18 protein-coding genes, 1 tRNA gene, 1 other RNA gene and 8 pseudogenes are annotated in these 25,730 nt (G+C 29.7%); 6 read left to right on the top strand and 22 right to left on the bottom strand.

Annotated elements, in window-relative coordinates; genetic code table 11:
* Positions 1-69: 69 nt before the first annotated feature.
* Complete coding sequence (locus NAB20_RS12750) at positions 70-1,137, bottom strand: glutaminyl-peptide cyclotransferase (RefSeq protein WP_105196519.1); 1,068 nt, start codon at positions 1,135-1,137, stop codon at positions 70-72.
* Positions 1,138-1,225: 88 nt separating this feature from the next.
* On the opposite strand from NAB20_RS12750, the gene ffs reads away from it, so the two are divergent.
* The 4 genes from ffs to fsa all read left to right on the top strand — a co-directional run bounded on the left by ffs (position 1,226) and on the right by fsa (position 3,991).
* Positions 1,226-1,324, top strand: an RNA gene (gene ffs, locus NAB20_RS12745) — signal recognition particle sRNA small type.
* Positions 1,325-1,397: 73 nt separating this feature from the next.
* Positions 1,398-2,390, top strand: coding sequence for an enolase C-terminal domain-like protein (locus NAB20_RS12740; protein WP_088393821.1), 993 nt, complete (start codon positions 1,398-1,400; stop codon positions 2,388-2,390).
* A gap of 27 nt (positions 2,391-2,417) precedes the next feature.
* A complete protein-coding gene (locus tag NAB20_RS12735) occupies positions 2,418-3,224 on the top strand; it encodes an SDR family oxidoreductase (protein ID WP_375605229.1) in 807 nt (268 codons plus the stop codon).
* 110 nt (positions 3,225-3,334) lie between these two features.
* Entirely contained in the window at positions 3,335-3,991 is a 657-nt protein-coding gene (fsa, locus tag NAB20_RS12730; RefSeq protein ID WP_088393817.1) for a fructose-6-phosphate aldolase, read from the top strand.
* 421 nt (positions 3,992-4,412) lie between these two features.
* Here the strand turns inward: fsa and NAB20_RS12725 are convergent.
* From NAB20_RS12725 to NAB20_RS12715, 3 genes are all read right to left on the bottom strand, one after another.
* Positions 4,413-4,493 (bottom strand) — tRNA-Tyr (locus NAB20_RS12725).
* Between the two features lie 312 nt (positions 4,494-4,805).
* A complete protein-coding gene (lpdA, locus tag NAB20_RS12720; protein ID WP_375605228.1) occupies positions 4,806-6,209 on the bottom strand; it encodes a dihydrolipoyl dehydrogenase in 1,404 nt (467 codons plus the stop codon).
* Positions 6,210-6,857: 648 nt separating this feature from the next.
* Positions 6,858-7,310 (bottom strand): Lrp/AsnC family transcriptional regulator, encoded by a 453-nt coding sequence (locus tag NAB20_RS12715; protein ID WP_105196829.1) that lies wholly within the window; start codon positions 7,308-7,310, stop codon positions 6,858-6,860.
* A 128-nt stretch (positions 7,311-7,438) separates the two neighbouring features.
* Between NAB20_RS12715 and NAB20_RS12710 the strand changes: the two genes are divergently transcribed.
* Both NAB20_RS12710 and NAB20_RS12705 read left to right on the top strand, forming a co-directional pair.
* Positions 7,439-9,607 carry a DPP IV N-terminal domain-containing protein gene (locus NAB20_RS12710; RefSeq protein ID WP_105196828.1) on the top strand — a complete coding sequence of 723 codons (2,169 nt, stop codon included), beginning with the start codon at positions 7,439-7,441 and terminating at the stop codon, positions 9,605-9,607.
* Between the two features lie 862 nt (positions 9,608-10,469).
* Positions 10,470-10,668, top strand: a pseudogene (locus tag NAB20_RS12705) (IS3 family transposase); the annotation flags it as partial.
* A 90-nt stretch (positions 10,669-10,758) separates the two neighbouring features.
* Here the strand turns inward: NAB20_RS12705 and NAB20_RS12700 are convergent.
* The 18 genes and pseudogenes from NAB20_RS12700 to NAB20_RS12615 all read right to left on the bottom strand — a co-directional run bounded on the left by NAB20_RS12700 (position 10,759) and on the right by NAB20_RS12615 (position 25,688).
* Positions 10,759-11,877 (bottom strand): peptidylprolyl isomerase, encoded by a 1,119-nt coding sequence (locus tag NAB20_RS12700; protein ID WP_105196827.1) that lies wholly within the window; start codon positions 11,875-11,877, stop codon positions 10,759-10,761.
* Between the two features lie 19 nt (positions 11,878-11,896).
* Positions 11,897-12,079 (bottom strand): hypothetical protein, encoded by a 183-nt coding sequence (locus NAB20_RS12695; protein ID WP_375605227.1) that lies wholly within the window; start codon positions 12,077-12,079, stop codon positions 11,897-11,899.
* Between the two features lie 99 nt (positions 12,080-12,178).
* Complete coding sequence (locus tag NAB20_RS12690) at positions 12,179-12,493, bottom strand: hypothetical protein (protein ID WP_375605226.1); 315 nt, start codon at positions 12,491-12,493, stop codon at positions 12,179-12,181.
* A pseudogene (locus NAB20_RS12685) lies at positions 12,490-13,494 on the bottom strand (bifunctional oligoribonuclease/PAP phosphatase NrnA). The gene NAB20_RS12690 and the pseudogene NAB20_RS12685 overlap by 4 nt, the downstream one beginning before the upstream one ends.
* 114 nt (positions 13,495-13,608) lie before the next feature.
* Positions 13,609-13,722 (bottom strand): helix-turn-helix domain-containing protein, encoded by a 114-nt coding sequence (locus tag NAB20_RS12680; protein WP_123901302.1) that lies wholly within the window; start codon positions 13,720-13,722, stop codon positions 13,609-13,611.
* Positions 13,723-14,018: 296 nt separating this feature from the next.
* Positions 14,019-14,420 carry a hypothetical protein gene (locus NAB20_RS12675; protein ID WP_375605225.1) on the bottom strand — a complete coding sequence of 134 codons (402 nt, stop codon included), beginning with the start codon at positions 14,418-14,420 and terminating at the stop codon, positions 14,019-14,021.
* Positions 14,359-14,622 (bottom strand): hypothetical protein, encoded by a 264-nt coding sequence (locus tag NAB20_RS12670; RefSeq protein WP_375605224.1) that lies wholly within the window; start codon positions 14,620-14,622, stop codon positions 14,359-14,361. Before NAB20_RS12670 ends, NAB20_RS12675 begins: the two co-directional genes overlap by 62 nt.
* A gap of 161 nt (positions 14,623-14,783) precedes the next feature.
* Positions 14,784-16,145, bottom strand: a pseudogene (hemN, locus tag NAB20_RS12665) (oxygen-independent coproporphyrinogen III oxidase).
* A gap of 68 nt (positions 16,146-16,213) precedes the next feature.
* Complete coding sequence (locus tag NAB20_RS12660; protein ID WP_375605223.1) at positions 16,214-16,756, bottom strand: hypothetical protein; 543 nt, start codon at positions 16,754-16,756, stop codon at positions 16,214-16,216.
* 777 nt (positions 16,757-17,533) lie between these two features.
* On the bottom strand, positions 17,534-17,962 hold the full coding sequence (locus NAB20_RS12655) for a hypothetical protein (protein ID WP_375605222.1): 429 nt from the start codon (positions 17,960-17,962) through the stop codon (positions 17,534-17,536).
* Between the two features lies 1 nt (position 17,963).
* Positions 17,964-18,646, bottom strand: a pseudogene (locus NAB20_RS12650) (cell division ATP-binding protein FtsE).
* Between the two features lie 214 nt (positions 18,647-18,860).
* Positions 18,861-19,879, bottom strand: a pseudogene (locus tag NAB20_RS12645) (heme A synthase).
* A gap of 78 nt (positions 19,880-19,957) precedes the next feature.
* A pseudogene (locus NAB20_RS12640) lies at positions 19,958-21,374 on the bottom strand (CCA tRNA nucleotidyltransferase).
* Between the two features lie 71 nt (positions 21,375-21,445).
* Positions 21,446-22,011: pseudogene (locus tag NAB20_RS12635) on the bottom strand (L-threonylcarbamoyladenylate synthase).
* 3 nt (positions 22,012-22,014) lie between these two features.
* Complete coding sequence (locus tag NAB20_RS12630; protein ID WP_127822963.1) at positions 22,015-22,662, bottom strand: acetyltransferase; 648 nt, start codon at positions 22,660-22,662, stop codon at positions 22,015-22,017.
* Positions 22,656-23,729: pseudogene (locus NAB20_RS12625) on the bottom strand (DegT/DnrJ/EryC1/StrS family aminotransferase). Before NAB20_RS12625 ends, NAB20_RS12630 begins: the two are co-directional and overlap by 7 nt.
* Positions 23,726-24,313, bottom strand: coding sequence for a hypothetical protein (locus NAB20_RS12620; protein ID WP_375605221.1), 588 nt, complete (start codon positions 24,311-24,313; stop codon positions 23,726-23,728). The pseudogene NAB20_RS12625 and the gene NAB20_RS12620 overlap by 4 nt, the downstream one beginning before the upstream one ends.
* Positions 24,267-25,688, bottom strand: coding sequence for a glycosyltransferase (locus NAB20_RS12615; protein ID WP_375605220.1), 1,422 nt, complete (start codon positions 25,686-25,688; stop codon positions 24,267-24,269). The genes NAB20_RS12620 and NAB20_RS12615 overlap by 47 nt, the downstream gene beginning before the upstream one ends.
* Positions 25,689-25,730: the final 42 nt, after the last annotated feature.

Here is a 25,730-nt window from a genome sequence, read left to right as displayed (position 1 = left end):
CTAGAACAAAGGAACTAAATGAAATTAAATGATACGAATGAAAACATTTTGTAAAATGAATGAAAACAGCTACTCTATGATTTTGATTTCAAATATTTTATCCCAATTTTTGCCCGTAACAAATAAAGTTTTGTTACTCGAATTATAAGCTATACCATTTAATACATCCAAATCAGGATGTTGCGTTACTTTTGTTTTTAATTCACTTAAGTCGATTACCGATTCTACAGCACCTGATACAGGGTTAATAATAACAATAGCATCTTTTTGGTAAACATTAGCGTATATCTTGCCATTTATCCATTCTAACTCGTTAATAGCAGGTACTTTTGTACTATTAGTATATACATTGATATGATCTACTTCTTTAAAAGTATTAGGATTTATAATGCTAATTCTTTCAGAACTATCAGTCATATAAAAATTTTTGCCATCTGTGGTTAATCCCCATCCCTCCATTTTTTTAAAATATTGGAAAGTTTTTTCTTTTTTAAATGTATTAGCATCATACACGTATCCCTCATTATTTAACCAAGTTAATTGGTAAATTTTATTATTTAAAAAAGTAATACCTTCTCCAAAAATAGATTCAGGTAACTCTATTTTTTGAATAACTTTCCCTGTTTTATAATCTGTTTTTCGAAGACTAGAAATTCCTTTTTGACCAGTAGATACACCTGAGCCGTTACCTGTGCCTTCATATAAAAAACCTTTGTAAAACTCTAATCCTTGTGTATAAGCCTTTAAATCATGAGGATAAGTAGCAATTAACTGATATTTTAAAAGTTTAGGCTCTTCTTTTGAAACTAATTCTACTCTAGATGTTAATTCTTGTACATCTCCTTCGTAATATACAATAGCTTTTAGGTTTTGATAACCTAATTTTGCTTCATTTAAGATATATTTAAAGGTGTTATTTCCTTTTGTTGATCCAATTCTTTTTTCGTTGCTAAAAAAAGAAACAGAATCAATATTCTTCTCATTTTTATTGGTTATAATGATGGGAATTTCATCACCTGGGTGATAAAGAGCTTTAAATTGCGACTCATCAATAGAAAATAAATTTTTTTTATCACCTTCGCAACCAGTTCCTATTACTAGTAATGATATGATTGTTAGTAAGTTATATTTTTTCATTGTATGTTTTTTTTCAATGACAATATACAAAAGGTATTTTGTTTCTCAAAAATGCTTGCAAAAATATAAAAAGGTTGTATATTTGCAACGGCAAGTCCTACACGACCAGCTCCTGCAAACTCCTCCAGGGTGGGAACGCAGCAAAGGTAAGCGGTTGTAGCGGTGCGATGTAGGTCGCTTGCCTTTTTTGACCAGAAAATGTTTACACTATATAATCCCGATTTATTCGGGATTTTTTATTTTAGACAAAATTTTACTGCATGCAATTAACTTGGCAAAAGATTAAATTACCGTTAAAAGAAACTTTTTCTATAGCTTATGGGAATTATTCTTATAGAAATGCTTTGATTGTAGTTTTAAAAAAATCAAATACTACAGGGTATGGAGAATGTACCGAAATAGATTATTATCAAATTAAAATTGAAAATTTAATCGAAGAACTGAAAAAGATAAAAACTATTGTTGAAACTCAAAAAATAGTTCATCCTCTCGCGTTTTATGAGATAATTTCTAAGTCTTCTCTTTCTGCTTTTGTTTGTTCTGCTTTAGATTGTGCTTATTGGGATTTGTACGGGAAACTCGAAAAAAAAAGTTTTTTAGAGTTAAATAAGATAAAATCTGATGTCATACCCGAATCTTCTATTACAATTAGTGTGGATTCATTAAAAAATCAACAAGCAAAAATAAATGCGTCTTCTTGGAATAATTTTAAAGTGAAATGCAAAGGGTTGGAAAGAGAAACTCTTTATTTGTTATCTCAAATGAAAAAAAGTATAGCTATTGACTCAAATGGGAGTTTTACAAAAGAAGATTGTGAATGGTTGGAAAAACAAGAGTTTATTTCTGAGTTTGTTTATTTGGAACAACCTATGAAAGTTGGGCAATATAATATTTTGAATAGGCTAGGTAAAGCTAATTGGATGGCAGATGAAGATTTTCAAGATAGTTTGGATTTAAAACAATTAGAAGAACATTATAAAAGTATAAATATAAAGTTGGTTAAATGTGGAGGTTTAACCCCTGCTCTGAAAATTATTACAGAAGCTAGGAAAAGACAGTACAAGATAATGATAGGTTGTATGACAGAGTCCACCGTTGGTATTTCTGCTGGTGCAGTATTAGCTCCTTTAGTGGATTATGTAGATTTAGATGGTGCTAATTTGTTAGCATCGGATATAGCTCATGGGTCAGAAGTAATAATGGGTAAGGTTGTTTTGAGCGAGTGTCCTGGTTTAGGTATATCAATTAGATAAAGAATAGAAAAAAGGGAGATAAAAATAATGAATAAAAAAGTAATAGTTATTACAGGAGGATCTTCCGGTATAGGAAGAGCAGTGGGAGAGTTTTTACAGGATAAGGGGTATATGGTGTATGGAACGAGTAGAAATCCAGAAAAAAATCAAAATTCTAAAATTCCATTAGTTGTATTGGATGTCAGGGATGTAAATACTATAAATGAAGCGATAAAAAGAATTGTTGCTGAATCGGGTAGGATAGATGTATTGATTAATAATGCAGGTGTAGGTATTACGGGGCCTATAGAGGAAATTCCGACGAAAGAAATGCGTGCTCATTTTGAAACTAATTTTTTTGGACCTATTGAGGTTATTAAAGCTGTTTTGCCGCAAATGCGTTTACAAAAATCAGGTTTGATTATTAATATAACTTCTATAGCAGCTTATATGGGGCTGCCGTATAGAGGGATTTATTCAGCCTCTAAAGGTGCTTTAGAATTGCTAACAGAAGCTTTGCGTATGGAAACAAAGCAATTTGGTATAGAAATAACGAATATTGCGCCAGGAGATTTTGCAACGAATATTGCGGCAGGACGTTATCATGCTCCTCTGATAAAAGGGTCTGTTTATGAAAAAGTGTATGGTGATACTTTGAAAGAAATGAATGATCATGTTGATGGAGGACATGATCCTATGGAAATGGCAAAAGCGGTTTTGAGTGTAATTTGTACTTCAAAGCCTAAAATACATTATAAAGTAGGAGCTTTTATGCAAAAAACATCCATTTTTTTAAAAAGAATATTGCCAGACAAGGTGTATGAAAAAATGTTGATGAATCATTATAAGCTTTAGGTTTGTTATTATATTTTGACGGAATTGTTTAGAGTGATTATTATTTATATTAAAATTGAATTTGTAATTTTGCTTTAAACACAACTATAATTTAACATAAAAAAAAAGAGATGAAGTTTTTTATTGACACGGCCAATTTAGATCAAATTAAAGAAGCACAAGCGTTAGGTATTTTAGATGGTGTAACAACCAATCCTTCCTTAATGGCGAAAGAAGGTATTACAGGTAAAAATAATATTTTAAAACATTATGTTGATATCTGTAATATAGTAGAGGGTGATGTGAGTGCAGAAGTGAATGCGATGGATTTAGAAGGAATGATAAAAGAAGGTGAAGAATTAGCAGAATTGCATGAGCAAATTGTGGTTAAGTTACCAATGACTAAAGAAGGGATTAAAGCTTGTAAATATTTTTCAGATAGAGGGATTAAAACGAATGTAACATTAGTTTTTTCAGCAGGGCAGGCATTGTTAGCAGCAAAAGCTGGGGCTACTTATGTTTCACCTTTTTTGGGACGTTTAGATGATGTGTCTACAGATGGATTGAATTTAATATCAGAAATTCGTGATATTTATGATAACTATGCTTTTGAAACACAAATTCTAGCAGCTTCGGTTCGTCATACGATGCATATTGTAAATTGTGCAAAAATAGGAGCGGATGTTATGACGGGGCCTTTGTCTGCTATTACAGGTTTGTTAAAACATCCTTTGACGGATATTGGGATAGCGCAATTTATTGCGGATTACGAAAAGGGTAATAAATAGTTTTGATTAAAAAAAAGTCAATCTAAGATTTCTTGTAAGGAGTTAGATTAGATGAAACACTTACTAAATGATTTTTGGTAAGTGTTTTTTTGTATTTATTTGAGATTTTTGTAGATTATGAGTATTTTGTAAATGTTGTGTTTGTTGAGGGGGATAGTAGTTTTTTGTTTGTGATGAAGAATAAAAGATTGTTGAATGTGGAAAAACTTTAAAAATTTTAAATCCATTACTTATCTAACTTTTTTGCATATAGTCAAATCCTCTGAAAATGACTCTGACCTATTTAGGAAGGTTAGGAGATATGGGTTTCTTCTTATTCAGATTATTCAATCTTTTTGCTTAATCCCCAACTTTTGTTCTTGATTCTTTTTGTGTTGAGGTATAAAAAAAACCGATAAATTATATTTACCGGTTTTTTTAGTGGGGAGAGCAGGATTCGAACCTGCGAAGGTTTCCCAACGGATTTACAGTCCGTCCTCGTTGGCCGCTTGAGTATCTCCCCCTCACGTATTTGTGATTGCTTGATTGCGTTGCAAATTTACATATCTTTTCTAGATAAACAAGGTTTTTTGTAGGTTTTTTTTTCTTTTTTTGTTGTTTTTTTGTAAGTTGTTGTTAGTTAGTTGGGTAGGTTTTGGTTTGAGGTGTAAATATTTAATTTTTTTTATAAAAAAGAAGGTGTTCTAAGAGGCGAACCCTTTTTTTCTGGGAATTACTTATATGAAAACTGCCTTCGATAGGTGTCCGAATGTTTTAGTAATATAAAAAAGGCTGTCTTTTGGACAGCCTTTAACGAGATATATTTAAATGAGTTTTAAATGTGCAAAGCTCTCTTGTTAGTAGCGTCTAAAGCGGCTTCTTTAATTGCTTCGGCAAAAGTAGGATGGGCATGCGACATTCTGGAGATGTCTTCTGCGCTTGCACGGAATTCCATAGCTGTAACAGCCTCTGCTATTAAATCTGCTGCACGGGCACCAATTATATGTACGCCTAATACTTCGTCAGTAGCAGTATCTGCTAAAATCTTGATAAAACCATCAGTGTCAGCACTTGCACGAGCACGTCCTAAAGCTTTGAATGGGAAATTACCAGTTTTGTAGTTTTTGCCTTCAGCTTTTAATTGTTCTTCTGTTTTACCTACTGCTGCCACTTCTGGCCATGTATAAACTACCCCAGGGATTAAGTTATAATCAATATGAGGTTTTTGACCTGCTAAATATTCTGCTACCATAACGCCTTCTTCCTCTGCTTTATGCGCTAACATGGTGCCGCGGATTACATCGCCAATAGCATAGATGTTTGAACTTGTAGTTTGTAAATGATCGTTAACTTCTACTTGCCCTCTTTCTGTAAGTTTTACACCTGCTTTTTCCGTATTTAAACCATCTGTGTAAGGACGACGTCCTACTGCTACTAAAGCGTAGTCTCCTTCAAGGATTAATTCTTGTCCTTTTGCATTATCTGCTTTTACGATTACGTCATTTCCGTTACGAGATACTTCTTTAACTTTGTGTGAAGTATAGAATTTCATTCCTTGTTTTTTTAATACTTTAGTCAATTCTTTTGATAAAGCACCGTCCATACCCGGAATAATTCTATCCATGAATTCTACTACTGATACTTGAGCTCCTAGGCGTAAATAAACTTGGCCTAATTCTAATCCGATTACACCGCCACCAATGATAATTAAATGTTTAGGAACTTCGGGTAATTTTAAAGCTTCAGTAGAAGTAATAATTCTTTCTTTGTCAATTTTTATGAATGGAAGGCTAGATGGTTTGGAGCCTGTGGCAATAATTGTATTTTTTGCTTCAATTTTTTCAATAGAACCATCTTCCTTTGTTATGTTCAAAGTAGTTGCATTTTCAAACGATCCAACTCCTTGAAACACGGTAATGTTGTTTTTATCCATTAAAAATTTAACTCCACCGCATGTCTGATCAACGACAGATTGTTTGCGTTCAATCATTTTTTGAAGATTAATCTTTACATCCCCAGAAACCTCGATTCCGTGATCTGCAAAATGTTGTAATTCTTCATAATGATGAGATGAAGCTAGTAATGCTTTTGAAGGGATACATCCTACATTTAAACAAGTACCTCCAAGAGTGGCATATTTTTCAATAATAGCCGTTTTCATTCCTAGTTGCGCACAACGAATTGCTGCTACATATCCACCAGGCCCAGAACCTATTACAACTACGTCAAATGAGCTCATAATATCTATTTTATGTTGTTTTAAAAAAGTTGATTGCAAAATTAATAATTTATAATAGAAAAAAATGAGATAATTTGTGATATTTAATTCTAATTAGGAACGACAAAATATATTTTCTTTTTTCATTTATAAAAACTTTTAATGATTCTATTTTTGTAGTATTAAAACGGGATTATGTGTTAATAATTTATTAATAAACAAAAAAGAATTTGAATCTAAAAAATAGATTCTTTTTGTTCTTAATTAAATGGTTCTAAAAGATCGAAATTTTGTTACTTATATAATAGTAAAAATCATAATATTGATAATGTAATTTTTTTGGTTGAAAAGATAGGCTACACCTTAAGTTGTTCCTTTTTAAAATAGTCATGTCTAGGAGGAAAAAAATCCGTGTATTTTTATTTTCTTTACCTTTTCATCCTCATTATAAAGTCTATCGCGTAATTTGAGTTGAAACATTTTTTTTGACTTTAATTTAAATTTAAGCACGTACTTCCTTTTTAATTATCAAGGATTTCTAAAAAGGTTTCAATTTTTTTCTTTTATATATGGTTTTATGATTAAATAGGTTTTCTGTAAGTATTTGATGTTTTAAAAAAAAGAATGATTTAGTTAGAACGACAATAATAGTTTAAAGTACTATTTTATCTAAATATCATATACTGTTGTGCTTTTTACTTCTCCAATCATGAATGAGGAATGTGTACTTCCGATATGTTTAATAGATGTTAATTTGGTAACCATAAACTCTCGATATTCTTCCATATCCGCAACACAAATTTTTAAAATATAATCATAATCACCACTGACATGAAAGCATTCTAGGACTTCATCTAATTTTAATATGGCATTTTCAAAATCAGCAATAAACTCATGATTGTGTTGTATTAGTTTAATGTGACAAAAAACAACATAATTTTTATTGATTTTTTTTCGATCAACGAGTGCTACGTATTTTTTAATAGTACCGTCTTTTTCTAATTTTTTTATACGTTCATACACTGCTGTAACGGATAAATTGAGTTTTCCAGAAAGTTCCTTTGTTGTTTGTTTACTATCTTCTTGAAGTAATTTCAATAATTTTTTATCTATGATGTCCATTTTTTTTAAAATTTTCTATAAAAGTATTATAATATATTTATATACCGAAAAAAAAACTAAAACTTTTGATTAATATTTAAATTTATTAAGTATTCTTATTTTTGGAAATAATTCAAAAAAAATAATTAATGAAAAAATACACTTTTAGTTTACTTTTGATAGGGAGTATGACATTTGCACAAAAGTTGACTATTGAGGAAACTGTTACAGGTGGAAGAAAATTTGCACCAAGTACACAATTAGCCCAGCAATGGCGTAAAAATTCGAGAGCAATTACCTACGTAAGTCCTGATTTTTCAAGTTTATTAGAAAAAAGTGCTTCTAATGGTTGGAAAGAAACAGTTTTAGTTACAAAAAATGATTTTGAAGCGGCTTTAAAAAATAAAATAAATTTAGATGAGTTTTCGTTAAAAAGTTTTCCAACGATTATTGAATGGAAAACGGTTGATACTTTTGAAACAGAAATAGCAGGTAAAAAAAATAATTATAAAGTTACTTATGATATTGTTAATAAGAAGGTTTTAAATGTATTAACTTATAGTAATGAAGGAAGTCAAGCAAAATTTGCATCCAATGGAAACGTAGCTTGGTTAAAAGATAATAATATAAGAATTACAACTTCTTCAGGAAATGTTATAGATGTTACTAACGATACAAATAAAGGTATTGTTAATGGTTCTGATTATGTACATCGTCAAGAATTTGGTATTGATGGCGGTATATGGTGGAATCAAGCAGGAACCCAATTAGCTTATTACAGGAAAGATGAAACGATGGTTGCTAATTATCCGTTAACTAATTGGAATGAGCCAGAAGCAGTTAATAAGGAAATTAAATACCCAATGGTGGGGATGACCAGTGAAAATGTTACGGTAGTTGTTTTTGATGTAGCTTCACATAAAAAAATAACGATTCAAACGGGAGAACCCAAAGATCAATATTTAACGATGGTTTCATGGGAACCAACAGGGAAATATATTTTTATTGGAATTTTAAATCGACAACAAAATCATCTAAAATTTAATAAATACGATGCACAAACAGGAGTTTTTGTAAAAACTTTATTTGAAGAAAAAGCTTTGACTTGGATTGAACCACAACATTCATTGACTTTTGTACCGAATAATTCTTCAGAATTTATTTATCAAACAGATTACAATGGGTTTAATCAGATGTATTTATATAATACGGAAGGAAAGTTGTTAAAAAATTTAGGTTATAAAGAGGTAATAGTAAAAGAACTCTTAGGGTTTGATGAAAAGTCAGAAAAACTTAATTATATAGGAACTGCTAATAATGGATTAGACCGACAACTATATCAAGTTGATTTAAAAACAGGTAATACAATACAATTAACAACGGTATCAGGAACACATATAGCTTCTGTTTCTTCAGATGGTACTATGGTATTAGATCAATATAGTAATACGCTAATTCCTAATAAAATTTCAGTTATTGATATCAAAACAAAAAAAGAAACGGAATTGGTAAAATCGAATAATCCTTTTGAAGGAAAAATAGATATGCCTAAAATGGAGTTAGTAACAATTACATCAGCTGATGGTAAGACACCTTTAAATGGGAGAATTATTTATCCAGCTAATTTTGATGCTACTAAAAAATATCCTGTAATGATATATGTTTACGGAGGTTCACATGCGCAATTAGTTAATAATCGTTGGTTAGGAGGAGCGGGGTATTTTGATTATTATATGGCACAAAATGGTTATGTGGTGTTTACTATGGATAACAGAGGGAGTGATTCTCGTGGTAAAAAATTCTGTGATATAAATCATCGTCAGTTAGGAGTAAATGAAATGGCAGATCAAATGGAAGGGATTAAATTTTTAAAATCAAAATCATTTGTGAATCAAGATAAAATTGGCGTTTTTGGATGGAGTTTTGGTGGATTTATGACGACTAGCCTAATGACAAGCCAAGTTGATACTTTTAAGGTAGGTGTTGCTGGTGGTCCAGTAATTGATTGGAAGTATTATGAGATAATGTATGGAGAACGTTATATGGATACACCACAGGAAAATCCAGAAGGGTATGCTAAAACATCTTTATTGGATAAAGCTAAAAATTTAAAAGGACGTTTATTAATTATTCATGGTGCACAAGATCCTGTTGTCGTACAACAAAATAGTATGAATTTTATTGAGGCATGTATTAAAGCGGGTAAACAGGTAGATTATTTTTTGTATCCTAATCATGAGCATAATGTAGGAGGAAGAGATAGAATTCACATGTATGCTAAAATTGCGGATTATTTTGATACACATTTGAAAAGATAATTTATAAATTATGATGTTGATATAATTTATTCTAAAGTTAAATAGTTACATTCAGAAATAAAATGTATCCATAAAAGAAGCTTAAAAATCTGCTTATTTCTGAATTTTGTCCCCCTTTTTAAAGCTATTGTTGTAAAAAAGGGGGACATTTTTTAACCCAGATTTCAAGAAAGTATTGTTCTTTGACAAATGAGAGCTAACTTGCACTTGCCAGCGAAGCCTATGTATAAAACGGTGAATTTATCCCCTCCCAAAGTTTTGGATGAAATGTAAAAAGGCTTCTATTTGGAAGCTCTTTTAGACAATCAATGATCAAACACCATGTTGTCTTGTATAGAATAATTTTAGCTAAGTTGGATAGAATTCCGGATTAGGCTTCGTTTTGAAGCAAAAAATTTCAATAAATTAAGTACTCACGGAAAATTGTAGAAGATGAAATAGTGAACTATTTCGATAAATAAAATTTGATTATGTGCTTGAATTTGAATAAAATAAAGTTGAATAGATTTCTAATGCTGAATTTGGATTTAAGCAGATTCGATATAAATATAGAAGAATAAAGAAGATCAAGAGACACGCAATTTTTTCTACTAAATGAGGTGTCTAAAAAGAACCAGTTTAAGGTGTAATTTGTGATTTCGAAAGAAGAGGTTATATTGTTGGAGTTATGTGATTTATTTTATTTGAGTTTCGCTTTGATTGAAATAAGATTATAATCTTTTAAGATATTTTGATTGAAGTCAAAAAACAAAGCACTTTTTTAGATTCAAAGTCATTTATATAGAATAAATCTTTAATGCGTAATTTGGTTTTATTATAAATAAGAGGAGTTAGTAAGGACTTAAATATTTATTTATGAATTTGTTTAGATAATGCTATTATTGAAAATTTCTTTGGTACACTTAAATCTGAACTTTTTTATATAAAAAAGTTTAGTAAGTATTGAACAGTTAAAAAAGGAAATAAAACAATATATAAATTACTATAACAACGAAAGAGTCAAGTCTAATTTAAAAGGAATGAGCCCGATTAAATATCGAGCTCATTATTATCAAAATTAAGTTTAAATTTGTCTAAACTTTTGGGTGGAGTCTATTATTAGAGTCCTTTTTCGTTATAGTATTTGCTAAAGTAATTATTTTTTTGCTATTTTATTTACTATTAGCGTTAGCATCTGGCATTTTATCTAATAATTCAAGTTCAAAAATTAAATTAGTATTAGGAGGAATTATTCCACCAGCACCTTGTGCTCCGTAACCTAGATTTGAAGGGATGAATAAAACAGCTTTGTCTCCGATATTCATTTTTTCTAATCCTTCTAAGAAACCTGGGATTAAGCCATCTTTTTTACCAATTTGAAAAGGGAAAGGTTGGTAGCCTTTAGCTGCTGCTCTACGTTCATCTAATTTGCCAAAAGTTTTGGCTACTTGTTCGTAACTAGTGTCAAATAGAGTTCCATCTTCAAAATAACCAGCATAATGAACATATACGGTAGATCCTGCTTCTGGTTTTTTACCTGTTCCTTTGGTAACTATTTGGTAAGTTAAGCCAGTATCTGATTTGTTGGCATTTACTTTTGCTTGGGCAAAATAAGCAGTTTTATCGGCTTTAACTTTTAGTAATTTAGTTTCCATTTCTTTTTGGGCTTTTATTTCTTTGTCAACGCTTTCTCTGAAAATTTTTGCGGCATCAAATTTTTTAGCTTTTGCCCCTTTTCTTATAATTGTTATTTTGTTTATTACATCGTCTTGAGCAATTTTATTTACTATATCTTGCCCTGTTACGACATGACCAAAAACAGTATGGCGACCATCTAACCAAGGTGTGGCCTTATGGGTAATAAAAAATTGGCTTCCGTTAGTACCTGGTCCTGCATTAGCCATAGAAAGGATTCCAGGTCCTGTGTGTTTTAAATCGGATACAATTTCATCTTTAAATTTATATCCAGGTCCGCCACTACCATTACCATCAGGATCTCCACCTTGAATCATAAAATCAGCAATTACACGGTGAAATTTTAGACCATTGTAAAAAGGTTTTCCTGTGTATTTTGTATTTACCATAGGATTTTTTCCTTCAGCTAAAGAAACAAAGTTGGCTACTGTGATAGGGGTTTTTTCAAATTCTAGTTCGACTACAATTTTTCCTTTACTCGTTTCTATTTCGGCAAATAATCCTTCGCCTGTTTGTTTTTCACCTTTTGAATTACAAGATGAAAAAGAAAATAAAAAAGTAAAAAGACTTAAAATTAAACTTATCATTTTTCTCATTTTAGTTAATAATTGATTTTTAGTTATTATTTTTTTCTATATCTATAGGAGGGTTTGTTTTGTTATTTTTTTCTTTTTTAATATCATGAAGAATAATAGTACAAATTAAAGGTTGATTAGTTCCTATTTTATTGTTATCTCCATGGTATCCAAAAGCTAAATGGGATGGTAATAAGAAGGTTACTTGTTCTCCTTTTTGCATTAGTTTTATTCCGTCTGCAGACCTTTAATAAAATCTTGTTGGTCTCTACTTTGTAAGTCTGTGGTTTTAGTTCAGTTTGAGTATAAATTATGTTCCCTTTTATATCTTTAATTTCATAATTAAAAAAAACAAGATCTCCTTTAGTAGGTTTAGGTTGTTGGGTTGTATTTTTAATATTATAAAAATACCAATATCCTTTTGTAGAACTTGTATATTGATGGGTAGTGTCTTTTTTTTAATGTTAATGATTATTTCTTCTTCATTTTTGTTTAGTTTTTTATTACGATCAATAGATTGTTTCATGAACTCACCTGTTTTATGAGATATAGGTTTTCTAGCTTCTTGTTTTTGTGTACAACAAGTTACTAAATTCATGTTAAGGATTATTAATGTAATGATTTTTAATCTTTTCATTTTCTTGTGTCTTTAACAATGCTGATAAATTTATTTACAGTTTCTTCTAAACTTAAAGTTGATTTTCCGCAGCAGCATTCAAATGTCCACCTCCATTAAAATAATTTCGTGCAAATTGGTTAACATCAAAGCTTCCTTGAGAACGGAATGAAATTTTAATGATTCCTTCTTCTTTGTTTCTATAAAAATGGCGGTAAAGTCTATCCTTTTATACTAAGACCATAATTTACAAAGCCTTCTGTATCTCCTTTGATGTGAAAAATGATTTAATTCTTCTTGGCTTAATGTAATATAAGAGTTTTGTGATTTTCCATTAGTTGCATATTCTGCAAGGCTTTTCCTAATAATTGTAATCTATCATAGGAACTAGTATCAAATAGATTATTGTGTATTTCGGCATTTTTAATTCCTTTTTTTATCAAATCGGCAGCTACTTTATGCGTAGTACTTGTGGTAGAAGAAAATCGAAAAGAACCCGTATCTGTTACTAATCCAGTATAAATACAAGTAGCAATAGTCGTATCTATTAGTTTTTCATATCCTATAAAATGAATAAAATGATAGATCATTTCACAAGTAGAACTCATAGAGGTATCAGAATATTGATAAAGGGCATAAGAGTCAGGTAATTGATGATGATCAATCATGATAAAAGTTTTATCAAGTGTGGATAAAAAACTTTCCATTAAATCACCTGTTCTGTGTAAGGCATTGAAATCGAGTGTAAAAATTAAATCGGAAGAATTTAGCTCTTTTTGAGAACGTAGACTATCTTTTTCATAAATTAATACCTGCTCGGAACTAGGTAGCCAAGCTAAAAAACTAGGAAAATCATTGGGAGCTATTACTGTAGCCTTATGTCCTAATTTTTTTAGAAAGTGATATAAGCCTAATGTTGACCCCATAGCATCACCATCTGGATTGCGATGAGGTATAATTGTAATATTTTTTGGTGTAGCTAATAAATCTTTTACAGCTATAATTTCATTTGCATTCATCATAATGCCAAAATAATATTTTTTTATTCAAATACATGCTGTAGATTTATAAAGATTATAGAGATTTTATCATTTTTATTTTAAAGGGTGATGAAAAATAATGTTTTTATATTAGTATTACTTAAACCCCAATTCATATAGTGCCCATTGTGCATGACTAATACCTAATAAAAGCGCAACTTCTTCTGGAGTTAGCCCTCCTAATGATTTTATATTATTTTTTGGTTTCATTTTCAATTATGTAGCAAAAAAATAACAAATATTTTGCTACATCTTGTTGTTGCATTTTTTCGAAACTTTGATAAACTTTCTTTTTTTAAAGTGGGAGTAAATGTAATATCTTAGCTAAAATTATTCTATACAAGACAACTTTATACATAAGCTTCGCTCGTAAGTACAAGTTAGCTCTCATTTGTCAAAGAACAACGCTTTCTTGAAGTTTGGGTTGAAAAGGTTTAGAAAAAAAGATTGCTTATAAAATAAGAGCAATCTTTTTCTTTTTAATATAAAAGAACCTTTTGTTTGATTTATTTTTCAAAATTTGGTTTCTTTTCCGTTTGATTTGATTTTAATAAGTGTTGGTTTTTTTTATTTCCTTGACAATGTACAGTATCGGTTCCATTTACATAATCAGCACCTTTAGACCAAGCTTCGGTTTGTTTGTATATGGTTGTTTTTCCCGATTTGGTAATACGTAATAGGTTTAATTTTTCAGTATTGATGTAAGATAATTCTATTTGATCATTTTTATTTTCTCCATTAATAGCGATTGTGTTTATAGGACTTAATAGGACAAGTTTTTGATCTTTATTATCTATTTTAAAAACGGTTTTGTCTCCATTACTTTCTACTATATATTTACTATCTTCATAAATAGCTCCTTTGGCCCAAGCTTCTTTTTGGGGTAAAATAGCGAGTTCTTTTTTCATCTAGTGTGATAATAGCAACTCTTTTACCTTCTTTTTCAGTATGGTAGATAGAATAGTTTTTACCATCAAAAGCTTTGTAAATAGATGTGTTACTAGCCTTTTCAATTAATTCATCATCAATATTAGCCTCCTTATTAGCTGTTGTATCTACTTTTGCAAAGCGTATCATTTTTAGTGCTATTATTATCTTGAAGCGTATCATTTTTTTTGCAGCTTATAAGGCATAGTAAAAGACCTAAACTTAAAGTTATTTTTTTCATTGTTTTTATTTAGAATTATGACAAATTTAATTATTACAGTTTTTAAAATAAATAATTAAATGTAGAAAGATTTAATAGAATGAAAGTTTTTTTATTTAAAAAATTAAATAGTCATAGAAAATAATTGTGTTTGAGGTGTTTTTTTTTTAATCTTAGATCAAATGCCATACAAATATTACGAACAAAAGGTTTTCCTTTTTCAGTAACAGTTATGGCGTTAGGTTGAAGAATAACCAATCCGTCTAATTCCATTTCCTTTAATTGTTCCAAAATGGTTGAAATATCGTCCAAATATAAGTGCTTAGTATTCCATGATGTGGTAAATTGACACATTAAATTAAGTATGTGTTTACGAATAACTAAATCTTCTTTTGATAATATATGCCCCTTAGATACAGGGAGTTCATCATTTGCTAAAGAAGTATAATATTCTTCAACTGTTTTTTCGTTTTGAGAAAAACTATACCAACTATCACTAATAGAAGAAGCTCCTAAACCGATCATTAATTGTGTTTTTGAGGCTGTATAGCCCATAAAATTACGGTGTAGTTTTCCTTCTTGTGAAGCTATATATAGAGAATCTTTTTTTCGAGCAAAATGGTCCATTCCTATTTCATGATATCCTTTTTTATATAAAAGTTGTTTTCCTATTTCATATAATTTTCTTTTTTCCTCGTCTTTAGGAACATCTTCGTCATTAAATCCTCTTTGTCCACTTCCTTTTATCCAAGGAACATGAGCATAACTATAAAAGGCTAATCGTTCAGGTAAAAGGGATTTTGTTTTTTCAATAGTGTCAATAATATTTTCTACTCCTTGAAAAGGGAGGCCAAAACTAAATCATGTGATATAGAAGTGTATCCTATTTCTCGTGCCCATAAAGTTACTTTGGCTACATTTTGAAAAGGTTGAATCCTATTAATGGCTTTTTGTACTTGTTGACTATAATCTTGTACACCAAAACTTACTCTACGAAAACCTAAATCATAAAGAGTTTGTAAATGGGAGCGGGTTGTGTTATTAGGATGTCCTTCAAAACTAAATTCATGATTAGGAGCTATTTTAGCTTTTGATAAAATGCCATTAATCAGTAAGGAAAGATTTTCCTTTGAAAAGAAAGTAGGCGTACCACCTCCTAAGTGGATTTCCTTTATAATGGGAGTTTCTTGAAAAAGATTACAATATAAATTCCATTCCTTTAATAAAGCTTCTATATAGGGTTTTTCTACTTCATGACGTTTTGTAATGCGTTTATGACAACCACAAAAGGTACAAAGGCTTTCACAAAAGGAAGGTGGATATATAGACTAATACCTTCTTTTTGATTGCTTTCTTGAAATGATTTTAATACTGTTTTTGTCCATTCGTTAACACTAAATTGCTCATTTTCCCAATAAGGAACAGTTGGATAACTTGTGTATCGAGGTCCAGGCACATTGTATTTTTGTATTAATGATGTTGACATACCTAATAGTTTACATAATCAAAGGTAGTCTACAGTAAAGGGAAGTAAAATGATATTTGTCAGTTTTCTTATTCTAATATAATTTCCATTATCCAATATTCATCAAAAAAACGATTGTTGTAATTAGAGAAATAATCGTTTTTTATTTTTTCTAAATCAGTATAATAATCAAGATAAGTATAATGATAATTATTTATTGGATTAATAAAATAAGACGGAGTAAATCCTTGTTTTTTAAGTAAGTCTAAATATTTTGTGGCATTTGAGGGAATTTCAAATACATTGGAAACTAAATAATAGCCTTTTTTTAGGATAGAATTAGTATGATTAACTTTTATGGTTGCAATTTCTTTTTCAACTCTAGGTTTCTTTTTAAAATTTTGTAGGTTTGTTGTGTGTTGAATTTTAGCAATCCAATACTCTTGAAAATAGCTATTGTTTATATTATTATAATAGGCTTTTTCAGCTGTTGTTTGTGAGTTATAGTGACCTAAAGTTAGATAGTATAATTGATTGTCGGGATTTTTGAAAATGAAAGGTTTTATTTTTTTAGTACTTATTTTATTTGCAAAATCATGTGCATAGTGGATATTTTGATAAGCATTAGCCACTATATAATAGCCTTCGGGTGCTATATTAGAATGAAATATATAAGTTTTTATTTCTTTAGGCTTTCTAATAACTTCTATGGAGGTTAATGGATTATTAGTGATTTTTTTTACAGAGGAGCTATTTTCTTTTGAAGTAGTTGTAATGGTTTTAGTTAGGATTTTGCTGTTTTCTTTTTGCTCTATTATTTCCGTTTTCTTTTGCTCAATAGGATTGGCTATAGAGGTAATTGATTCAATTTTTTTTCGGGCAAAGTCTTCGTCTATTTCTATACTGAAGCCTATATTAGTTATATAAAATTTATCTCCTCCCCTTCCGCTAAAGCTTCCATCGCATCATGAGTGGTGCGCTCTCGGAGTAAAGTAGAATAGCCCACTTCGTAGAGAATTACTAATATAAAACCATTTATTACTATTTGAGGTGTTGATTCTTATGTTGTCACCTTCAAGGTTTAAATCGCCTTCTAAAGCTGCAATAGTAAGTTTTGGGTGATTTTTTCTATTTTAGGTGTAACAAAATCCTTGAAATTGATTTGAACAGGCTTGTTATAAATATAGGAAAAACCATCATATAAGCTAATTTGGTGATAGGGGATTATATCGGATTCATAAACTATATAAAGAACCCAACCAGCGGCACTACCTCCTTCAATTTGCTCTTGACTAGCCTGAATATTAGCTACAGTGTAACTACCCCAAGGTTTTTTTTAAATTTCATTTGTTATATCTGAAAAGCATAAGTATGGTGCATTAGCATTGTGTTTGTTATGTTCTTTAGCATCATATATGATACTTCCATTTACTGTAAAAGTTTTCAGATTGTGGTGTTTTGATGGCTATTTTATTGATAGGTTGTATAGAATTGGTTCTATCAGGCAGTGTAGCACACCAGTACAATCCAGCAAAAACAACTTTATCATTAGGATGATTGGGTTCTAATAGAGCGGAACTAGATGAAAAAGTTTCGGGATCTTGATCTACATCTATATAAGCCATGTTGACTTGATCATTGAGTTTTGCATTTGAATCTATCTTATTATAGGGATCATTTGCATTTTTTCCTGATTTTTTTCCGATAATACTATTGGCGATAAAATCAATATCGCCTTTTAGATAGTTTTGATATCGAATACTGAAATTCTTTTCTTCTTGTGCGTTTGATAAAAAAGAGAAGAAAAAGGATAATAACAGGAAAGATTTTTTAAACATTTTAGTTTGTTTTTTGTATCACTTCAAAAATAGCTCCTTCTTCACACTTTAATGTTTTGGAAGGGTATTTCATTAATAGAGCATAATCGTGTGTAGCCATTACAATGGTTTTTCCGTTTTGATTGATTTTGCGAAGGACTTCCATGACTTCCATACTGGTTTGTGGATCTAGATTACCCGTTGGCTCATCTGCTAGAATTAAATCAGGGTCATTCAGTAGAGCACGGGCAATCGCTACACGTTGTTGTTCTCCTCCTGATAATTGGTGGGGCATTTTATTAGCTAGATTTAAAAGACCAACTTTTTCTAGAACTTCATCAATTTTAGTTTTCATATCGAATTCATTTGTCCAACCAGTAGCTTTTAGGACAAAGTGTAGATTAGCATTTATACTTCTGTCAGGAAGTAGTTTAAAGTCTTGAAAAACAATACCTATTTTTCTCCTTAAGAAAGGAATATCATTGTCTATAAGACCATGTAAATCGTAATCTACTATAGTTCCTTCACCTTGTGTGAGGGGGTAAATCAGCATAAAGTGTTTTCATTAACTACTTTTTCCAGAACCCGTTTTACCAATAATGTAAATAAATTCTCCTGGACTAATATTTAGATTTATATCTGATAAAATTTTATTACCTTCTGATAAATAGTGACATTTTGGAGTGACAATATGGTGTGTGACATGCGATATATGTTTAGTTTGGTAAAAATAATAAGTTAAGTGGCGTATTCAAAATAATTTTAGAATATGTTGCTTTATACTTTTATTTTTAAGATAGTAAAAACAATTTTGAATAGGAAAGTACTTCATTACTTTTTAGTGAAGAAGTATATTTATACTTTCTATTATATATGAGGAAATAAGGACTAATTTTATTTTAGTCCTTATAAATTGTATTTAAAAAGGGATGTTGTTTTTTTGTTTGAATTGGAGTAATATATGAAACTGAACTCCGAAAAGTATGGAGGCTAAAACGAGATGTATAGTCTGCGAACCAAAAGGGAAATTTAGGTAGTATATAAAAATACCAGAAATAATTTCAAAAATTAATAGGGATAGTACCCAATTCATTTCTTTAAATCCAAGATTTAGTTTTTTGTTTCGTAAAAATAAAAATAGATTGGCCATTAGCACTAAAATAGAAAAACTTCTGTGGATATAAAATGTTATTTGAGGATTGGATAACCATAATGTTGGATTTTCTATTCCGGATTTTATTTGTTCATCTATAAATTGTCTAACTTGTGTTCCTAATATAACCTGTATTAATGTCATGGTAATTGTTACCCATATTAGATTTCGAAAATAGGATCTAGTTGCTTTTGATTAGGTTTTGTATGAGCTAAAGATATTATATAAATTATGATGGCTATAATTATTAGAGCCATTACCATGTGAAGTGTTATTTTTACGGGATTGAGTACAGAATAGACAACGGTGGCTCCAAGCCATGCTTGAAAACCCATCATAAAAACAACAAGCCATGATAAAAGAGGAATTAATTTATTTTTTTTCCAATAGTTAAATGAATAAAAAGCCATAACTAAACAGGCAAAACCAGATAAGGCTCCGAAGAGTCTATTGATGTATTCAACCCAAGTGTGAGTTGGGTTGAACTCTGCATAGTCATGTTTTGTATATTTATTCCATTGTGTAGGGTCAAATTGATTTCCTGTTATACAGTCTTCTTTTGCTATTAATAATTGTTCATTTTTTATGATAACTTGTCCTTTTTTGAATACTCTGTTCTTTGTCCAAGTTAATTCTTTGATGTTAGTTGGAGGGATATAGTAACCAAAACATTTTGGCCAATCTGGACATCCCATACCAGAACCTGTCATTCTAACCAATGCGCCGGCTATAACGACTAGGTATACTAAAATAAGTGCTGTTTTTGCTATTTTTATAAATTTCATTTTATTTTTTTAAATACAAAATCATAAAAAAAAAATATTAAAACGTATGATTTAAGTCATGTATGATTTTGTATATGGTTATTGAATCCTTTTTAGTCCCATTTTTTTAGCTTTTTCTAAAACAAAATCTAATGCGGGTTGATATTCATTGGGGATTTCTCCTTCTAAAATAGCTTCCTTTACGGCTTCTTTTAGGATACCGATTTCCTTAGAAGGTTTTAGATCAAAAATTTCCATGATTTCTTCCCTGTGATGGGAGGTTGAAAAATTCTTATACGATCACGTTCTTCAACTTCAACAATTTTTTCACGGACAATTTTAAAATTGTTATGATATTTTTGAAATTTTTTTGGATTTTTTGTGGTAATATCTGCTTCGCATAAGATCATTAGACTTTCAACGTCTTCACCTGCATCAAAAACGAGTCTTCTAACAGCACTGTCAGTTACGACATCTTGCGCTAAGACTATTGGACGTGAACTCATTTGAACCATTTTTTGTACGAACTTCATTTTATGATTCAGGGGCATGTGTAATCGGATAAAAATATTTTTTACCATTTTTCCTCCTAAAATTCATGTCCATGAAAAGTCCAACCTTGTCGTTTATGAAATTTTTTAGTAGGAGCTTTTCCAATATCATGTAATAAAGCAGACCATCTTAGCCATAAATCATCCGTGTTAGGGCAAATATTATCTACTACTTCTAATGAATGATAAAAGTTGTTTTTGTGTGTATGACCTTCTACTTCTTCTACATTATTTAGAGCGGTTAATTCAGGTAAAATAATGTCTAATAATCCTGTTTGATGTAATAATAAAAATCCGATAGAAGGTTTTGAAGAAAGTAAGATTTTATTTAATTCATCTACAATTCTTTCTCCAGAAATGATATGAATGCGTTCTTTGTTTCTTTTTATTGATTCTAATGATTTTGTTTCAATGTTGAAATTTAATTGAGAGGCAAAACGAATAGCTCGCATCATACGTAATGGATCATCACTATATGTTATATCGGGATCTAGAGGTGTACGGATGATTTTTTTTTCTAAATCAAGTACACCATCAAATGGGTCGACTAAATCTCCAAAATTAGGCGTATTTAGTGAAAAAGCTAATGCGTTGATTGTAAAATCTCTTCGTTCTTGATCATCTCTTAGACTTCCATTTTCTACAACGGGCTTACGACTATCAAAATTATAGCTTTCTTTTCTAGCCCCCACAAATTCAATATCCATGTCTTCATATCGAAGCATGGCAGTACCATAATTTTTAAAAACTTGAACTTTAGGATTGTTAGGGATGAGTTCTGAAACTTTTAAGGCAAGTTCAATTCCGCTCCCGACAGCCACTATATCAATATCTTTTTTATGATTACGTTGTAGGATAATATCACGTACAAAACCGCCAATTACATAGCATTCTAAGTTTAGTAATTGAGAGGCTTGTGATACAATTTCAAATATTTTGTGATCTAAATGTTCTTTGTAATTCATTAACACTAATTTAAGGTATGTAGTTTAAAGGAGTTTTTATTTCTTTAAACTTTTAGATTTGGAGTTAAAAATTACTTGCGAATAATTTTTACCTGACTATCATTTGTTATTTTTATGATAGTAGAAGGTTATTACAAATCTTTTCTTGATGCAAATTTACTATATAGTCTACACCTTTAATAATTTCGGGGCTAATTTCTTTAAAAGAAATAGGAGTGGGTTGTCCTGAAATATTGGCGGAGGTAGAAACTAATGGTTTTTTCATACGTTCCATAAGTTTAAAACAAAAAGGTTCGGTAACGATACGCATACCTAATGTTTTGTCCTCAGCAATGATGTTAGGAGCCACATTCCTTGGGTTGTCTAATACCAAAGTAGTAGGTTTTTCAGAAACATCTAAAATTTGCCAAGCCACTTCGGGTAAGTTGTTGAAAATGTTGTAAATCATACGATCTCCATTAACTAAGACAATCATACTTTTGCTTTCTTCTCGTTGTTTTAAAGCATAAATTTTTTTGATAGCATCAGGATTGGTAGCGTCGCAACCTATTCCCCAAACAGTATCGGTAGGGTAGAGGATGATGCCTCCATTTTTAATAACCTCAAAGGCGTTGTGTATTTCGGTGTTGATGTTCATAATTTAAAATTCTAAAGGGAGAATCTCTTTTTTTATAACAGCTGGTATGCCGGCAACCATACAATTATCAGGAATATCTTTAGTAACTACTGATCCAGCAGCTACTATTACATTTTTTCCAATCGTAATTTTGGGTAAAATTGTACTATTAGTACCTATAAAAGTATAACTGCCAATATTACAGTTTCCAGAAATGTTAACCCCTGGACAGATTTCTACATATTCTTGAATAATACAATCGTGTCCAATAGTGCAATTTAGATTAATTAAACCTCCTTTTTTTATTGTTACATCATTTGTTATAACAGTTCCTGACATTATATTACAACCTTCTTCAATTGTATTCCCAAAATTTCCTATTATAGATTTTGAGCTTATTGTAGAAGTAAATTCTCCGCCTAATTCAGTAAATTTTTCATAGAGATTTTTTCTTAATATTGGATTTCCTATTCCAATTGTAAATTTATTTGTTTGTGTTTCAAAAAAATCTTTTGCTGCATTAAAAGATTTTAGAATTGGATAAATTCCGTATAGGTTTCCTTTTATTTCAGGATTTACATTGTCAAAAAAAACAACATTTTCAAGACTATTGTTTTGATGAAGGATTTCTAATACTTCTTTTGCAAAACCTTTGGCACCTACTATTAACATACTGAATTGATTATTGATATAATTAATTTTAATTCATTTTCTTTTAGACCTACATACAGAGGAAGACATAAAATTCTAGAGGCTATAGATTCTGAAATAGGCATTTCTGTACCATTAACATAATTTATTTTGTTTAATGATGGATAAAAATACCTTCGAGGGATTATATTTTTTTTATTTAGTTCTTTTTGAACTTTAAGGAGTGTATTTTCGGTATCAAAAATGACAGGATAATAGCTATAGTTCCAAATAGTGTTTTACGAATTTTTAGTCTTTGTAGCTTATTTAAATTCAAATTTATATCATAATATTCGACTATTTTTTTGCGTTCTTCAAAAATTTCATCAATATGATCAAAAACAGCTAATCCCATAGCTGATTGCAATTCTGAAATTTTAGCATTTATACCCAATCCATGAAAATCCATGGAGCCATTATGTCCAAAATTATGACTATAAAATAGTTTGTGATTCAGTTCATGATTATTACAAAACATAGCTCCTCCCTCTCCCGTATGGAATATTTTTGTTGCATGAAAAACTACAGGTACTTACGTCTCCAAAATTAAAAATAGATTGATTTTCGTATTGTACACCAAATGCATGAGCGGCATCGTATATTATATGAAGATTATGTTTTTTTGCAATTTCTTCGATCTTTTTTACCTCACACGGATTACCGAATACATGAGTAGCTAAGATAGCAGTAGTTTTTGGAGTGATTGCGTTTTCTATTTTGTTTTCATCAATTGTCAAATATTCTGGATGTATATCAACAAAAACAGGAGTGCAATTTTCCCAAATAATTGAAGAAGTTGTAGCTACGTATGAAAAAGGAGTGGTAATGATTTCACTGTTATTTCCAAGAATTTTTAAAGCAATCTGAATAGGAATTGTACCATTGTTAGTAATTATTATATTACTGACTCCTAAATGATTTTTTAACTTGTTTTCTAATTCAATAGTTAGTTCTCCTCTATTAGTTAACCATACTTTTTCCCAGGCACGATTTAGATAGTTGATATATTCTTCTTGATTAGGTAAAAAGGTTTTAGTGACGTTTATCAATTTAATATGTTTTTTATAAAATTAATCCTAGGTATGATTTGATTATTAAAATCATACAAATTTAATAATTTATTTTTCCCATTTATAGCTATAGTATTCATTTTTTCAGGATCTATTTTTAATATCTCTATTTCATTTACTATCTTATTTATATTTGAATCAAACTTTATAAAATCAACCCCATCTATTAGATTTATTTTTTCAGCTTCATTGAAGTAATCAGAAAGTATTAATACATTTTCATAAATAGATGCACTTATACATGTTGCCAGTGGAAAACCATCAAAATTTCCTTTTGCAATTTTAAAAGGTTTATTAGGAGAAATTATTATATGTGTTTTTTTTAATTCTTCATTAAATAGTTTTTCGTCAAGAATACCTTTAAAATCGAAATGATTTTGTAGATCATTTATTTTTAAATCATTGTAATTAAAGTTGCCAATGACGATGAAATTATAATTAGTAGATTTGGAAATAAGTTCTTTAGCTATTAATTGAAAATCATCAAAACCTTTATCCTCTCCATTTTTTGTATACTTATTGGCAAAAAATAAAATATTTGTTTTTTTTTGTCGATTTTTCAATTTTTGTAGAGGTTTTTTCAATTGAAATTGGAACTCCAAAAATAAGTTTTATTTTTTCAGGATCTACTAATCGTTTTTTTAAGAGATATTCCTTTGTTATGTATTGATTTACTATGACACCTTTGAAAAATTTAGAACTAAATATTTTTTTTAGACGTTCATCAATTTCTTCATTATTTATTACAAAGCCTCCTCCTGGATATAGGGTAAAAGCAAAAGGGATTTTGTTTGCTTCTAAAAAATCAAAATGCTTATTTATATTATTGTAAAATATTGTGTAAAAAAGGTTGCAGTTCATATTTGAGGTTCGCTTTAACTTTTTTACTTTATTTTTAACAAAAGGGTATAGCTTTTCTAACGAATTTAGATTTTCATTAAAGGTTTTACCTTGTGAGTATGAAACATAAGTACTAGTATCTGTATATATGATAGAATTATCAAAATTTTTAATTAGCTCATTATATTCTAAATTTCTCCATGGTGAAAGGGTAGATGGAAGAATGTCATCTACTATTATTAAATCATATTTTTTTCTAAAATTAAATAGTTGAATTTTTTGAAAAAAAATATCTTTAAAAGCTCTTCTTGTTTTTTTAAACCAACTTACTTTTTTAGGTTGATGTGTTTTTATTTGTTTATCTAATATTTTTTGAATTTTTTTTGGAAAAGAAGGCTTAATGTTCTTTAGAAATTCAATCCAAATTACTTCTCTTTCATTTTGTTTCTTAGATGACCAATAAGAAGTATCATGGACTCTATAATTTCCCATTGTTTCTTCTAAACGATAGATATCCCCGTATTGAGCATTCAAAAGATGTAAAAAATAATCGCCAACAGGTGTAGAGTGAAAATATTCAGGGAAACTATCATAGAGGTTATTTCTATATAATACGGAGCAAGTATGAATATAATTACCAGAAGCTAAGTCATAAATGGAAGTGTGATTTCTTACTTTTTTTGTAATATTATCTTCAATTATTTCATTTTGATAATCAATATTGACAGGGTGAAAACATATTGCGAAATTTTTGTTGGTATCTAAAAAATCTACTTGTTTTTGTAATTTTTCAGAATCAGTCCAATAATCATCACCTTCACAAAGTGCTATATATTCACCTTTACAATTTTGAATAGCTTGAATGAAATTAGGCATCATTCCTAGATTCTTTTTATTGTGTAAATATTTTATTTTTTTTGAGTCAATATGTTCTTTTAAAAGATCTAAAATAATTTTATGAGTGGTATCATTAGAATTATCATTTGAAATAATCAATTCAAAATCAAAGTTAGTTTTTTGCATTAAAATACTTTCAATGGCTTGTTTTATGTATTTTTCATGATTATAGGTAATCATACAAACACTTACTTTTATCATTTTTTATATGTTTTAATAAAATTATATTTTTGATTATTATTC

It is taken from the genome of Flavobacterium davisii (genome assembly GCF_042182265.1).
Taxonomy (GTDB): Bacteria; Bacteroidota; Bacteroidia; order Flavobacteriales; family Flavobacteriaceae; genus Flavobacterium; species Flavobacterium davisii.
Note: the sequence above shows the minus strand (reverse complement) of the source record. Positions and strands in the feature narration are given on the sequence as shown.